The following is a 14,771-nucleotide window of genomic DNA, read 5'->3' as shown; positions in this document are numbered from 1 at the left end:
ATGGCGTTAATTAAAGAAATAAGACAGCGGACAGGTCTCGCAATAGGTGTAATTGCCGGCGGGTTGATTCTATTCCTTTTGGGTGGTGATTTGTTGAGCCCCAACTCAACCTTACTAGGGTCCAATAACCCAACTGTTGGCGAAATTGCCGGTGAAGAAATCACCTATCAAGAGTATGTCGATAAGGTCGAAGAATTCCGAATTGCCTATCAGCAACGAACTGGAAGAGCTCCTTCCGAAGTTGAAATGTTTACTGTTCGTGAGCAGGCATGGCAGGCTATGATCGTTGAGAAAGTATTCGACGAAGAATACGACAAGCTGGGCATGACCATCTCTCCTGAGGAATTGGTGGATATGGTACAGGGAAAAAACATTGTTCCTGAACTGAGACAACAGCTAATCAATCCTCAAACTGGTCAATTTGACAAATCTCAATTGGTTGCCTTTTTGCAATCTTTGGAAACTGCTGACCCTGCACAACAAGCTTTCTGGGCACAGCAAGAACAACTTTTTGCTGAGTCTCGCCTTCGGATCAAATATGACAACTTGCTAGCTACTTCCGAGTATGCTACTTCAGCTGAAGGAAAAATGGAGTACAAGGCAGCGAACACTATTGCTGAAGCTTCTATCCTATTCGTTCCTTATTATGCTATCCCGGATACCGCTATCTCTGTAAACGAATCTGAAATGGAGGCATATCTAAGAGAAAACAAGGAAAAATTCCAAACTGGAAATACTGCCAATATTGAATATGTGAACTTCTCTATTCTTCCAAGTGCTGCTGACTCTGCAGCAGTGATCGAAGAAATCACAGCCTTGACTGAAGAATTGAGAAACAGTGATCAGGATTCTGTTTTTGTGAACAGAAATTCTGACCTACGACCTGCTTTTTACACCTTCAGACCTGGAGATGAATTTCCTGCGGATTTGACTAGAAATGTCTCTGAATTTGTTGAAGGTGAAACCTACGGTCCTTTCGTGACTGCCAACTCTACTTACATCAGCTTCAAAGTCACAGATAAGTATGAAGGAACTCCTCGTATGAGAGCTTCTCATATCCTTTTCAGCACAGAAGGAATGGATGATGCTACCAAAGCTGAGGTAAAAGCACAAGCAGAAGACGTGCTTCAAGATTTGAAAAACGGAGGAGACTTTGCGACCGCAGCCCGTACTTATGGCCAGGACGGAACTTCTCAAACTGGTGGTGATTTGGGTTGGTTTGCTAAGGAAGAATTTGTAGATGAATTCGCAGATGCAACCTACGCAAGAAGAACAACCGGGCTACTTCCAAATCTTGTAGAAACAGAATATGGTTTCCACATCATTGAAGTAACCGAACTTCCTAAAAGCGAATACACAAAAATCGCGGTCCTTCAGAAGGAACTAATCGCATCTGATGCGACTCGAAATGAAGCTTTCAGAAACGCTGATTCTTTTGCAGCTGAATCTGGAAATCGAAATGAGTTTTCTGAAAATGCAGTTGACAATAGCTTCCGCGTACTTCAGGCTAACAATGTAGACGCAACAGCCAGAAACCTAAACAATCTTCAGAATGCACGTGAGGTAATTCGATGGGCTTTTGCGGAAGCGTCAGAGGGAGAAGTTTCACCGGTATTCGAATTAGAAAATGCTTATATCGTTGCTACCTTGGTTAGCAAGAAAGAAGAGGAAGAAACTACTTTGGCAGATGTAAGAGAACAAGTAGAAGGTCAGGTTCGAAATGACAAAAAAGCGGCTCTAATCATGGAAGCACTTAAAGGAAAGAGCACCTTGGAAGAAATGAAAGCCGTGTACGGTGATGATGCCTCTTTGAACGAAATCCCTGATTTGAAATTAAGCTCATCCGTCATCCCTGGAATCGGATTTGCACCAAAAGCTGTTGGAGCGATCTTCGGAATTTCAGAAGGTGGATTGACACAACCAGTTCAAGAAGACATCGGTGTTTTGGTTGGCAAATTGAATGCCTTGACTCCAGCTGCTGAAATTGCAGATTACACTGCCTACCAAGCGCAGCTGGCGCAAGGAGGTGCGCAACGCGTTTCCTACCAAGTCATGATGGCTTTGGAGGACCTTGCATCAGTCAAGGATTATCGCTATAAATACTTCTAAAATTCAAAATTGGAACCCATGTCACTCGGCATGGGTTTCTTTTTTGAATTTTATTTTGACAGGAGGAAAAATGATACAAAAGCCGTTTAACAAAGCGACTTTCAAAGAGAAGCTTGAAGCACATGGAGAATTTCCCATGTTGTATATGTTTAAATTTATTGTTCCCAATGGTCGGGAAAATGAAATCGGTGCGCTTTTCCCAAAAAACGAAATGACCTTAAAGGCAAGTTCGGGAGGAAAATATGTAAGTACAACCATCCAAGTAATGGTTCATAGTGCCGATGAGATCATTGCTTATTATGAAAAAGCAGCCACCGTTGAGGGCGTGATTTCACTTTAAAATTTCTAGCTGATGTGGAAAGAAGAAAATAATCGTCTCAAAAAATCATTTACCTTCCGGGATTTTCAGGAAGCCTTTGCTTTTATGACCCGTGTGGCTTTTCTAGCAGAAGAGCAGCAGCATCATCCCAACTGGAGTAATGTTTACAATACAGTTGAAATCGAATTGACTACGCATGATGCCGGAAATACGGTAACTGAGAAAGACCATCAACTGGCAAAAGCCATCGATGCCATTTTAGAATGAGCGAGACGCCTGCGATCAGCCTTTATTTAGTACCTACACCGATTGGAAATCTTAAGGATATCACCTTGCGTGCCCTAGAGATTCTCCAATCGGTGGATGTGATTTTGGCGGAAGATACCCGAACGACTGGCATGCTTCTTAAGCATCTAGAAATATCCAATTCGCTTCAATCCTATCATATTTTCAATGAACACAAGGCAGTTGAAAAACTGGTAGAGCGAATGCAAAAAGGAGAGGTTTTTGCCTTGGTTTCAGATGCAGGTACTCCAGGGATTTCAGATCCTGGTTTCTTATTGGTACGAGAAGTAATTGCCGCCGGATTGGAAGTCCAAAGCCTTCCCGGTCCCACAGCCTTTGTCCCTGCCTTAGTCAATTCTGGTCTTCCTAATGACCGTTTTGTATTTGAAGGCTTTCTTCCTCATAAAAAAGGCCGAAAAACTAGAATAGACTCCTTGCTGGATGAAAGCAGGACCATGGTTTTTTATGAATCTCCACATCGCTTACTAAAGACCTTAGAACAATTTGCTGAGGCGTTTGGAACAGAGCGGCAGGCCTGTGTTTCTCGAGAATTGACAAAAATCCACGAGGAAAATGTTCGTGGCAGTTTGGAAGAACTGATCATCTATTATCAAAATAATCCTCTCAAGGGCGAAATCGTCCTTACCGTCTCCGGCAAACCTGAAAAGAAAGAATCCCGGGAAGAAAAACAGGAAAAACGATCCAAAAAATATCGGGATTAAGTTAAGAAAGCTTTTTTTAGGAAAACTTTTAAACCAACTAGATCACCCATGCTCAGTCAAGAAAAACTACAACAACTGTTGGAGCAAACTCAGGAAGTCGCAAAGACTGTTGGTGCCTTTATCCGTAAGGAACGACAGCATTTTGATGTAAAAAAGGTAGAACACAAAGGATTCAATGATTTGGTTTCTTATGTGGATAAAGAGGCCGAGCGTAGAATCGTAGCACAACTGACTCAGATTTTCCCCGAAGCTGGTTTTATTACGGAGGAAGGCACGAATACAACCCAATCAGAAGTATACAATTGGGTCATTGATCCACTGGATGGTACGACCAATTTCATTCATGGTGTTCCTGTATTTTCAGTTAGCATCGCCTTAATGGAACGAGAGGAGGTCATTTTGGGAGTGGTCTATGAAATCAATTTGCATGAATGTTTTTATGCGATCAAAGGAGGAGGCGCTTTTTGTAATGAGACCCCTATTCAAGTCAGTCAAGCTCCGAATTTGGCTGCTTCATTAATTGCTACCGGGTTCCCTTATTACAACTTTGAATTGATCGATAAATACCTTGCTGCTTTAAAATCCCTAATGCAAAGTACCCATGGATTACGCCGATTCGGATCCGCTGCCGTTGATTTGGCCTATGTCGCTATGGGTAGAATGGAAGGCTTTTTTGAATACAACCTCAATTCTTATGACGTCGCAGCTGGCTCCCTGATCGTTAAAGAAGCCGGAGGGAAGGTTACAGATTTTGCTGGAGAATCAAATTATATCTTTGGAAGACAAATTGTGGCTACCAATTCACGAATTCATGATGAATTTTTAAAAGAATTGGATCGGATTTGGTCAGCCTAAGAAAAAATACCAAAAACCTAAGGTAATCAGGGAAACGACCATCCCTAATCCTGACAACAAAGCAGCTAGCCGAGGTGCCAGGTTATAATTGATAGCCACGATTGACCCGGTGATCATCGGCGCCATCGCAGATTCCAAAACTGTAACCTTAAAATTCAGATCATCGGAATCCATGAAATTCTGGTATAGAACATAGATAATCGCCGGAGCTAGTATCAAGCGATACCCTAAGCCCATCCAAAAATACCCCGATGTCAGGTCTGCTTTTTCTACCCGAAACCGCAAGCCAATAGCAAGTAAGGCCACTGGGGCCATTGTTTTACCAATCAAGGAAAGAAATGGGAGTAAAAACTCAGGCGTCTTCCATCCTAGTAAACTCATGATCAAGGTTCCAATCAAAAATCCGAAAGGGGGGAATTTCAAAATCTTCCATGGAATTTGCCGGAAATCCCCTGACTGATGACTGTAGATGGCCCCCAAGATGATAGCGATAGAGGACACCAATAAAAAAGATCCTCCTTGATCCATCAATAGCGCAATGGGTAAGCCTTCTTTACCATATAAAGCCTCCACTACAGGAAAGCCCAAAAAGGAGGTATTCGCAAGACCGGCAACAATAGACAAACAGCCTATTACCTGAGGACTCCAATGAAGAAGTCGGCCTAAAATCCCAAATATCAACCAAGAAAGAAAAAAAGTTAACCAAGCCGCAGAAATGGGAATAAGCAGCTCCCATCTTGGTTTGATGCTTGGAATATACAACAAGGCAATTGCTGGCAACACCAAATTGAACAAATAGCTATTCACCCATTTGATCGCTTTTTCGACAGGAAATCCAGGTCGACGCTGTCCATACAAGCCAAGAAGCAAAAATAAAAAAGCGATAAGGCCACCGATCATTTAGGAAAGATAAAAACTCAGATTTTTTTAACATAAAAATAATTTGGCATTATTGTAGCTGGCTGATTATCAGGATACTTTTACAGGAAATCTGATTGGCCTATGAAAAAATTAATACCAATCCTTATTGATAACACCTACTGGGTACAATTATCCCAATTACAAAGCGAGCAGGCCAAGAAGTTAAAATCATGGCTTCCTTCCGGTTCTTTAAAGAATCTTAGTTACCAGGGAATAGTGTTAAAAGACTGTCTCAAATTCGAGACCTATGACTATTGGTTTCGAAATCAAGGACTAAAAAATCAAAAACAAGAATTTCTGGATTTCTAATCTAACCCGAAATTCTTACGCTTCTCTTCAAAGTATTTTTCGAGCTCCGGATAAAAATTACTACTGGCCTCCGGAATTCCATCCAGAACCAATTCCATTTTTCCCTCCATGTCATCTTGATTCACTTGCATTCCTTCAATCAAATAAATTAAATCTTCCAAGGTCATGGGTTCCTCCACCTTGGATGGATACAGCAAGTAATCATTTCCATAAAAATCCACTGCCTCCAGATGAATCATCCGGTCCATTTCGTGGGCGTAAATACTGATTTGCTCACCCCATTGGCTTTCCGGATAATGAAGGCGCACCAATAGGACTGAATTGCTATCTTCCTGAAAATAGGTTTCTGGTCTGAATTTGAAATCAATCATTCCCCGAAATTAGTAAAATTCAGGCAGGCTTTTTCCTATTAATTCCTGGGATTCGAATAACAAAAAGCCCTCAAAAACCATCCTTTTCCTTCCTCAAATTTCAATTTCGATCCACATTGGATAATAAGGACTTTCGGGCTATTTTTGGACTTCATTTAGCATTGGCCTTTTCTGTTTTTTGGTACAGCTAGGCTTTCAAACCCCTTGATTATGAAAAGAGATACGCTTGTATTTGACCTCATCAACAAAGAAGAAGATCGACAAAAACGTGGGATCGAACTGATCGCATCTGAAAACTTCACCAGTAAGCAGGTCATGGAAGCTGCAGGAAGTGTTTTGACCAATAAATATGCAGAAGGCCTCCCCAAAAAGCGCTACTATGGTGGCTGTGAAGTAGTAGATGATATTGAGCAACTCGCCATTGACAGAGCTAAGCAACTCTTTGGGGCAAGCTGGGCAAATGTGCAGCCACACTCCGGGGCACAAGCCAATGCAGCAGTGATGCTAGCCTGCCTCAAGCCGGGAGATGCAATTTTAGGCTTTGATCTAGCACATGGTGGACACCTGACCCATGGTTCTCCCGTTAATTTCTCCGGAAAACTTTATGAGCCTCACTTTTATGGGGTAGAAGAAGAAACAGGGGTAATCAACTACGATGTAGTAGAGGAAAAAGCTTTAGCTGTAAAACCAAAAATGATTATCTGTGGAGCTTCTGCCTATTCCAGAGATTGGGATTATGAGCGCCTTCGGGATATTGCTGATCAAGTTGATGCTATTTTGTTGGCTGATATTTCACACCCTTCTGGCCTTATTGCACGTGGACTGCTAAATGACCCTCTTGAATATTGCCATATCGTCACCACTACTACCCACAAAACCCTTCGTGGACCAAGAGGTGGTTTGATCATGATGCGGGAAGACTTTGACAACCCTTGGGGATTGACAACGCCAAAAGGAGAAATACGAAAAATGTCTTCCCTATTGGATATGGGTGTTTTCCCTGGAACCCAAGGAGGCCCTTTGGAACATATCATCGCCGCGAAAGCTGTCGCATTTGAAGAAGCGCTTTCAGATGAATACATGCATTACATCGTACAAGTGAAACGGAATGCGGCTGTGATGGCAGAAGAATTTGTCAAACTGGGTTATAAATTGATCTCAGGAGGAACTGACAACCACCTGATGTTGATCGACCTTCGAAATAAAGACCTCACCGGAAAACTTGCTGAAGAAACGCTAGGAAAGGTTGATATCACCATCAACAAAAACATGGTGCCATTTGATAACAAATCTCCTTTTGTGACTTCAGGAATGCGGGTTGGAACAGCTGCTGTTACCACCAGGGGGTTGAAGGAAGATGATATGCGAAAAATTGTAAAATTGATCGATAAAGCCTTGATGAACCATTCCGATGAGGCAGTATTAAATCAGATTCGCACTGAGGTGAATGACTGGATGGTTCAATTTCCTTTATACTAATCTTTAACTAGTAACGTGGCATTAGACCAATATCAAGAAGAAGAGGATGGAATGTCCTTCCTAGATCATTTGGAGGCACTTCGATGGCATTTATTACGATCGATTGCGGCCATTTTGATCTTTTCTGTCACTGCATTTTTGGCGAAGAGCATTGTGTTTGGGGTTGTCATCTTGGGCCCCTCCAAGATTGACTTCTTTACCTACCGGGTGCTGTGCGATCTGGCTAGCTATGTGAATATGCCTGCACTTTGCATTGACGAACTTCCGTTCACCATCCAAAGCCGGCAAATGACAGGACAATTTTCCATGCACATGACTTCGAGTTTTGTGGTTGGATTTATTGTTGCTTTCCCTTATGTCTTTTGGGAGGTTTGGCGATTTATTAGTCCCGGTTTATATGATCAGGAAAAACAAGCTGCACGAGGTGCTGTCTTCTTTGTAAGCTTGCTATTCTTCATGGGAGCTGCCTTTGGGTATTACATCCTATCGCCCCTTTCCATTAACTTCCTATCGAATTATCAGTTGGACCCCTCCATTCTGAATGAATTTGATATCACCTCTTATGTGACCACCTTGACGATGTTGGTTCTGGCTTCTGCCATTATGTTCCAACTTCCGGTAGTCATTTATTTCCTTTCCATGTCGGGCTTGGTTACTGCTCGTATGTTGAAAGCATACCGACGACATGCTATTGTGGTGATTTTGGTATTGGCGGCAGTTATTACACCTCCTGACGTAATCAGCCAATTGCTCATTGCGATGCCTATTTTGGTATTATATGAAGCAGGAATCAATATCGCAAAGCGATTGGAGAAGAAGCGAGCCTTGAAGGAAGCCCAATACGAGCGGGAAAGAGAAGAAGAAAACGATTAAAACTTATACACAAATGGCAAAGAAAATTGCAATTGGAGGAGACCATGCGGGTTTCGAATACAAAAAAGAGTTAATCGAAAAGCTCCAAAAACAAGGATATGAGGTAAAGGATTTTGGTCCTTTCTCTGATTCTTCAGTGGACTATCCGGATTATGTGCACCCTCTTTGTACAGCGATCGAAAAGGGAGAATTTGACCAAGGGATTGTGATTTGTGGAAGTGGAAATGGAGTAGCGATGACTGCAAATAAGCATCAGGGAATCCGAGCTGCACTATGTTGGAACACTGCCCTAGCTTCTTTAGCTAGACGACATAATGATGCAAACGTAATCGCATTACCTGCACGTTTTGTCAATTTTCAAGATGCCGAAAATATGGTGGAAATCTTCCTTACGACGGAGTTCGAAGGTGGCCGTCATAATAATCGAGTAAATAAAATTGCCTGTGGATAATTAACCGCAGGCAATTTTATTTTTAAAAGAAGGGTATTAAGACTCAGCTTTTGATCAAAAATTTATTGATCAAGCTTAGTAGTCCAGCACCCAATAGGGAGGCCGGAAAGGAGATCAAGACAATAATTAGAATTTCGAATGGCCAAAGACTGTGGGAGGAAGAGTCAACCACCAAGGTATCGAAAACAACTCGAATAAAAATCGCAAACGCAAAGCCTGCTGTGGCCAAAAAAGACACCAGAAGAGGTGTCTTCTTTTTTACTATTGCCCCAATTATCCCTACTAAAACTGCTGCAATTCCCATCTTGGGAATATAGGGTTGGCTAGACATGTCCAACTCATCATAGGGTATAAGCCAGTGGACAAAGCCCGCAGCAATTATTCCTAGGGTTAGAATCAGAAGTGAATTGCGATCTTTTAATAGAGATTTCATAATCATATTTATTTTTCAAATTCATTAACCTGATAAAGCTCAAACTTTTTCATTGCCTCACCGGGAATCAGTTTATAAGAAACTTGACGTATACCCCCCGAAGGATTCGCATTAGGATCTCCATCCAAATAAATTGGAAAGCGCTGAACGAGGTAAGTCTCAACTAAAGCAAATTCATCATGACCCATATATCCTTGACTGATCTTGGGGTTCTCAGATGTAGGAGGAAAATATGCCTGACTCATGGATTTTAGGTTATTCACAGAAAAAGCATACACCTGACCATAGCTACCGCTCCCATCAGACTGGGTATATACCAGCAATTCCGGAGAACCGTCTGAATCCAAATCCTCCACTTCTGCATTCACTACCTGCTCTCCAATCAAGTCTATGGTTTCATTATACTCCTGCTCCTTCAATCCAAAAGTGAAAATGGTGAGCTTGGTTATACCCTCATCTCTGACAGATGATACGTTGAATCCCACTCCCTGAAGATTCAAATCCTTGCTGAAAAGAGTCGGATCAATTTGATCGGCATCAAGCACTTCAGAAATCTTAGTATAGGTTCCTTCTAGGGTTGCTCCCCCACTACAGAAAAAATAGAGAGCATCTCGATCTGCTGGATTTTCGGTAATAATTTGAATCTGATCCCCCTCAAAGGCAAAAATGATCCTTTTCCCACCATTGGATACCTCATAGGTATTTTCGGATTGCAGATAGGCAATCGCATCAAAAGTACAGGTCGGATTTTTCCGATCGGCTCGTGAGCGGATGGAAATAAAAATACTCTGATCTGTTCTTGGTTTGACCATGACTGCTACCCAATCATAGCCTTCCTCTTTTTGTGCATAGCCATCGTCAACATAGTTTCCAAAGATCGAAGAAGAAGTGTCCTTTTCAGGTTCACCATTTTTTTCTGATGAATTGACTTGGTCCTGGACTACCTGATTTTTTTGATCGCAACTAAAAAGCAGAAACCCTAAAAAGGCAATTAAAAATATTCTCTTCATCATTCAAAAAGGCTTTTTTTGGTTATTTCAATTGTTTAGCCTTACTGCAAAATAGCTGATTTTCAGAGAATTTCCAGTGGAGTAAGAATTTTTGCCTCCTAAAGAAAAAACCCCAGCTTAGGCTGGGGTTGCAAGATTTTCATTTATAACAAGGGCCTAAACTGCCGTAGGAACCGCACATCATTTTCGGTGAATAATCTCAAATCTTTGATTTGATATTTCAGCATGGCAATTCGTTCGATTCCCATCCCGAAGGCAAAGCCTGTGTATTTTTTGGAATCAATTCCGCAATTTTCAAGCACATTGGGATCGACCATTCCCGAACCTCCAATTTCTACCCAACCTGTTCCTTTGCAGATAGTACAGCCTTTTCCTCCGCAAATCAGGCAGGAAATATCGATTTCAGCGCTGGGCTCAGTGAAAGGGAAATAGGAAGGGCGAAACCGTACTTTGGTTCCCTTTCCAAACATTTCTTTGGCAAAGTGATAAAGCGTATTCTTCAAGTCCGCAAAGCCTACATTTTCATCTACATACAGGCCTTCTACCTGATGGAAAATACAATGGGCACGGGCGGAAATGGCTTCATTTCGGTACACTCGCCCTGGAGAAAGCGTACGGATTGGTGGTTTTTGATTTTCCATTACACGCACCTGCACAGAAGAGGTGTGCGTGCGAAGTGCGATATCCGGATTTTTCTCAATGAAAAAGGTATCCTGCATCTCACGAGCGGGATGGTTTTCAGGGAAATTCAATGCCGTGAAATTATGCCAGTCATCTTCGATTTCCGGACCTTCAGAAAGGTTGAAACCAATGCGTTCAAAAATTTCAATGATTCGCTGACGGGTAGCGGTTAAGGGATGAATCCCACTGATCGCCTGATTTGAAGGTGGCAAGGTCAGGTCCAGATCAGCCGACTTTGCTTTTTTATTCACAGTACTGACCTTTTCGATCAATTCTTGAAATTTGGCCTCTGCCATTTGCTTGACGCCATTGACTAATTGTCCATAGGCACGCTTCTCTTCGTTGGGAATTTGACCCATGGCAGCAAAGAGTTCACCAACCACACTCTTCTTCGAGATGAACTTCATTCGATAAGCCTCTAACTCATCTGCGTTGTTCGCATCTGCTGCCTCAATCGCAGCCTTTATCGCTTCAATTTTTTCCTGATGCATGGATATTTCCTTTCTAAAGCCACAAAGCTACAATTTTTAAGGGTATTGGGGAGAGCAAAAAAGGATAAGTTCCTCTTGAAAAAGAAAATAGCTCAGATCTTTCGACCTGAGCTATTCCAATTTTGTAGATTCTATGTCTCCTTACCAAGTTCTTCCTCCACCCGGACGCATTCTTCGCCAAGGGCTATCATCTGGCTCAGGCTCTTTAAAATTGCCAATGATGTAGGTAAAGGTCAGCATTCCATAGCGTGTCAAGACATTCGTAAACACGTCCGTGATCGCCACATCGGAAATCGTTCGGCTGATGCTGTTATTCTGATTTAGCAAATCGAAGATCACGACCTTCAACTCTGCTTTATTGTTCTTTGCAAATCGGAATCCTCCTTCGATATTCCAAAGCCAAACCGACTGATCAAATCCTTCGGAAAGGCCGCTGTACAACATGTTGTTGATATTGTTTCCGACAAAGAGCTTTCCATTGTTCGGAGAGAAATACAAGCGGATATTGGATTCTTGGATGTAATAGTTTTGATCCAGATTACCCTGCAAACTGGAGTTGACAATGGTGTAAGTACCTGTGGTACTCACTGAGAAATCCACATTCTTGCTAATGTTGGAACTGAGGGTAATTCCTTGGCTGATATCAATATTGTCATTGATATTTTTCTCACCATTGATCAGACCCGGTGTCCGGTTGAAGCCCAAACGTGTATTCGTATTGAATTGCAACTTGAGTTTCGGAATTGGCATCCCATAAGTGGCAAAAGCCCGAACTCGCCAGTTTCCATCCAAGTTTACTGGCTGGGAAATTTGTCCCCCTGGACGAAGCAATACTTCCCCATTGATCAACGTATCCTGCGTAGCAACAAAGGTGCTATTCCCGATGAAGTTGCTGGTTGCAGAATAATTGATGAAGGTGAAGAAAGTCTTGGACTTCTCCAGATTGACCTTGGCGATGTTTGCGAAAATATTGTGATTATAACTCTGCCCAAGATTTGGATTACCTACCCGTAAGTTCAATGGGTTTTGGTTATTAATCACATTCTGAAGTTCACTCACGCTAGGCTCATCGGTATCCGTACGATAGCGGATTCTCCAGGAAAATCCTGTTTCCCGATTCCGGAAATTAATATTGGCACTTGGGAGAATATTATTGAAATCCCGTTTGAAGACTCCCTCTGTAGGGAAGAAGGCCTCATTGTCCAGTCTTGCAAACTGGTAGTCCAAGTTTAAGTTGATGCTGTAGCCATTGTTATTATAGGCATAACCACTTCGAAGCCGTTGCGTGATGAACTTGTTATTAAACTCATTACTCAATGCAGTATCCAACACCGGCAAATTTTCATCATTGAAAACTCGAGTTTTTTGATCGGCTATGGTTTTGTTATTGGCAATTTGATAGCCAAAGGTACCCATGGCTTTTTCACCCAAAGGCTCTGTCAAGGTCACATTAACGCGGTAATTAAAACCATCATTTAGCGCATCAGTCCGCTGAATTGTGGTATCTAACAAGTTTCTGTTATAATCCCTGCTGGCAGCTGTCAAATCGGATAATTGATCACGATTGTTCCAAGTAGTAGAAACATCAGTTGAAAGCGTTCTTCTTGGCTTATCGAATTTATAGCGATAGGTAATATTATTTGACACGTTGAACGCCTTGGTTTCTGCATCGGAAATTGATCGAAGAGCAGACAAGGAATCACCAGCATTTCCTAAAGTCAAGGCATCCCGGTCACTGAACGTTTGGTTGGTCTGGAATGAAATACTTGGCGTGATGATAATACTGTTCTTCTCGTTCAAATCTGCTTCAATCCGTGCATTCGCTCGATGATTGTAGTTATCGACACTATTGATCAGGTTTTCCTGATAAAACTGGCTCTGAGTCTCAGAAATAATCCGCTCCTCATTGGTGATTTGCTGAAGTGTGTTGTTGGTGTTATTGAAGAAATAACTTCCGGTCACATTGACCTTTTTACCCCATTTGTCACTGTAATTGAGGCCAATCGCATTGGTCTGAATAATTCCGATATCATTTCCAACAAAGAAGTTGTTGTTACCGCCTCCCCAGCGACCTCCTCCTCCACGGAATCCTCCTCTTCCCCTTCCGGAAGAATTCGCCGTCACGCCGGCCAAATCCTGAGAAGAAAAGTTTTGTTGATTGACATTGTTGGACAATCCCAAAATCGAGAAGCGACGATCTCCGCTAAAGAAGTTCAAACTTCCACCTGCAGAATAGCGATCATCCGTGCCATATCCGGCATAAACCCTTCCAAATTGTCCATTTTTCCGATCCTCTCGGAGGATGATATTGATGGTTTTGGTATAGTTCCCGTCGTCAAATCCTGTCAAGCGGCTTTGATCCGAGCGCTGATCCAACACCTCCACTCGCTCAATGGCATCAGCAGGCAGGTTTCGAAGCGCAATGCTTGGATCTGAACCGAAAAACTCCCGACCGTCAACCAATACTTTTTGAACTGCTTCTCCCTGGGCTTGAAGTTGTCCTCCCTGCATGGTAATGCCAGGCATTTTACGGATCAAATCTTCCGCCTGTGCATTTTCCATGGTTTTGAAAGCGTTCGCATTAAAGGAAGTAGTATCTCCTCGCTGCTCGCCAACAGGCACCTGACCTTCGATGAGTACTTCTCCCAGTTCTTTGGTGTCTTCTTTTAAAACGAATGTTCCCAAATCATTCGGGTCACGAAGGCTATGAATTTTTGTAATCGTTTGGTATCCAATAAAGGTGATTTCAATTTTCACCTGGGGGATATCCTGACGTACAATTTCAAATTTTCCTTGCCCGTCCGTAACGGTGCCTCGAAGTAAGGAATCTGCCAAAGTCTTGATTTGGACATTGGCACCAACCATGGGTTTATTGATGGTTCCATCCAGAACGATACCGGTAAGTTTCCGCTCAGGACGTTCCCCGCTTTGGTTTCGTTGCGCTAAAACAGGTTGCGCTGCTAATAAGCTGAAAACCAATAAAAAGAGTACTGAATAATTTTTCATAGAATACAAAGTTCTATACTTTGACTCATTGCCAAAGCGGAAGGTTTAATTCAGTTTTCCTAAAAAATAAGAAAGGATAAATCAGAGGATAAGTGGCAAATATTTAGTTTGATTTTCAGCTCAAATTTTACTCATGATTTCTTGGTACGAAATCCCAAAATGGCTGTTATCATAAACTACTTGGCCGTTTTTTACCAAGATTACTTGGGGAGATTGATGGGGAATACCAAACAACATCGCTACTTGATTGGATAGGTCGCGGTACGAAATCAGATCCAAAAAATAGGGGGTTACTTTTTCCTCATCGCTTGGCTGCCAATTCCGAGAAAGCCGGTCTAGAGACATACTGCTAATCGAGCAGCGGGTACTATGCTTGAAAAGTAAAACGGGGCGATCAAAACTTTGCCGTTTTATTTCTTCCAATTGCTCAACTTGGGTCAGTTTTTGCCAATTCAT

The 14,771-nt window shown here is 42.2% G+C and carries 15 protein-coding genes; 8 read left to right on the top strand and 7 right to left on the bottom strand.

Annotated features, from left to right (window positions below; genetic code table 11):
• The 5 genes from HWE15_RS12615 to HWE15_RS12595 all read left to right on the top strand — a co-directional run bounded on the left by HWE15_RS12615 (position 1) and on the right by HWE15_RS12595 (position 4,290).
• A complete protein-coding gene (locus HWE15_RS12615; protein ID WP_290507896.1) occupies positions 1–2,109 on the top strand; it encodes a peptidylprolyl isomerase in 2,109 nt (702 codons plus the stop codon).
• Between the two features lie 73 nt (positions 2,110–2,182).
• Positions 2,183–2,449 carry a DUF493 family protein gene (locus tag HWE15_RS12610; protein ID WP_290508005.1) on the top strand — a complete coding sequence of 89 codons (267 nt, stop codon included), beginning with the start codon at positions 2,183–2,185 and terminating at the stop codon, positions 2,447–2,449.
• Positions 2,450–2,461: 12 nt separating this feature from the next.
• Positions 2,462–2,695: a 4a-hydroxytetrahydrobiopterin dehydratase gene (locus HWE15_RS12605; protein WP_290507895.1), complete on the top strand. Its 234-nt coding sequence runs from the start codon at positions 2,462–2,464 to the stop codon at positions 2,693–2,695.
• Positions 2,692–3,435 carry a 16S rRNA (cytidine(1402)-2'-O)-methyltransferase gene (gene rsmI, locus HWE15_RS12600; protein ID WP_290507894.1) on the top strand — a complete coding sequence of 248 codons (744 nt, stop codon included), beginning with the start codon at positions 2,692–2,694 and terminating at the stop codon, positions 3,433–3,435. Before HWE15_RS12605 ends, rsmI begins: the two co-directional genes overlap by 4 nt.
• A 48-nt stretch (positions 3,436–3,483) precedes the next feature.
• Positions 3,484–4,290 carry an inositol monophosphatase family protein gene (locus tag HWE15_RS12595; RefSeq protein ID WP_290507893.1) on the top strand — a complete coding sequence of 269 codons (807 nt, stop codon included), beginning with the start codon at positions 3,484–3,486 and terminating at the stop codon, positions 4,288–4,290.
• Here HWE15_RS12595 and HWE15_RS12590 read toward each other — a convergent pair.
• Together HWE15_RS12590 and HWE15_RS12580 are read right to left on the bottom strand one after the other, a co-directional pair.
• Positions 4,282–5,190 carry an AEC family transporter gene (locus HWE15_RS12590; protein WP_290507892.1) on the bottom strand — a complete coding sequence of 303 codons (909 nt, stop codon included), beginning with the start codon at positions 5,188–5,190 and terminating at the stop codon, positions 4,282–4,284. The two genes, HWE15_RS12595 and HWE15_RS12590, sit on opposite strands and share 9 nt — an antisense overlap.
• Positions 5,191–5,516: 326 nt before the next feature.
• A complete protein-coding gene (locus tag HWE15_RS12580) occupies positions 5,517–5,891 on the bottom strand; it encodes a UDP-glucuronosyltransferase (RefSeq protein WP_290507890.1) in 375 nt (124 codons plus the stop codon).
• Positions 5,892–6,101: 210 nt separating this feature from the next.
• Here HWE15_RS12580 and glyA point away from each other — a divergent pair, with 210 nt between their 5' ends.
• The 3 genes from glyA to rpiB are packed head-to-tail and all read left to right on the top strand — an operon-like array spanning position 6,102 to position 8,694.
• On the top strand, positions 6,102–7,370 hold the full coding sequence (gene glyA, locus HWE15_RS12575) for a serine hydroxymethyltransferase (RefSeq protein WP_290507889.1): 1,269 nt from the start codon (positions 6,102–6,104) through the stop codon (positions 7,368–7,370).
• A 15-nt stretch (positions 7,371–7,385) separates the two neighbouring features.
• Positions 7,386–8,243 carry a twin-arginine translocase subunit TatC gene (tatC, locus tag HWE15_RS12570; RefSeq protein ID WP_290507888.1) on the top strand — a complete coding sequence of 286 codons (858 nt, stop codon included), beginning with the start codon at positions 7,386–7,388 and terminating at the stop codon, positions 8,241–8,243.
• Between the two features lie 13 nt (positions 8,244–8,256).
• On the top strand, positions 8,257–8,694 hold the full coding sequence (gene rpiB / locus HWE15_RS12565; protein ID WP_290507887.1) for a ribose 5-phosphate isomerase B: 438 nt from the start codon (positions 8,257–8,259) through the stop codon (positions 8,692–8,694).
• 43 nt (positions 8,695–8,737) lie between these two features.
• Here rpiB and HWE15_RS12560 read toward each other — a convergent pair whose 3' ends face one another.
• The 5 genes from HWE15_RS12560 to ytxJ form a co-directional block, all read right to left on the bottom strand.
• Complete coding sequence (locus tag HWE15_RS12560; protein WP_290507886.1) at positions 8,738–9,127, bottom strand: hypothetical protein; 390 nt, start codon at positions 9,125–9,127, stop codon at positions 8,738–8,740.
• Between the two features lie 8 nt (positions 9,128–9,135).
• Positions 9,136–10,140, bottom strand: coding sequence for a PliI family lysozyme inhibitor of I-type lysozyme (locus HWE15_RS12555; protein ID WP_290507885.1), 1,005 nt, complete (start codon positions 10,138–10,140; stop codon positions 9,136–9,138).
• A gap of 140 nt (positions 10,141–10,280) precedes the next feature.
• Positions 10,281–11,309, bottom strand: coding sequence for a phenylalanine--tRNA ligase subunit alpha (locus tag HWE15_RS12550; RefSeq protein ID WP_290507884.1), 1,029 nt, complete (start codon positions 11,307–11,309; stop codon positions 10,281–10,283).
• A 141-nt stretch (positions 11,310–11,450) separates the two neighbouring features.
• Complete coding sequence (locus HWE15_RS12545; RefSeq protein ID WP_290507883.1) at positions 11,451–14,315, bottom strand: outer membrane beta-barrel protein; 2,865 nt, start codon at positions 14,313–14,315, stop codon at positions 11,451–11,453.
• A 120-nt stretch (positions 14,316–14,435) separates the two neighbouring features.
• The gene (ytxJ, locus tag HWE15_RS12540) at positions 14,436–14,771 is read right to left on the bottom strand and encodes a bacillithiol system redox-active protein YtxJ (RefSeq protein WP_290507882.1); all 336 of its coding nucleotides are present in this window, start codon (positions 14,769–14,771) and stop codon (positions 14,436–14,438) included.

It is taken from the genome of Algoriphagus sp., from assembly GCF_013373065.1.
GTDB lineage: Bacteria > Bacteroidota > Bacteroidia > Cytophagales > Cyclobacteriaceae > Algoriphagus.
Note: the sequence above shows the minus strand (reverse complement) of the source record. Positions and strands in the feature narration are given on the sequence as shown.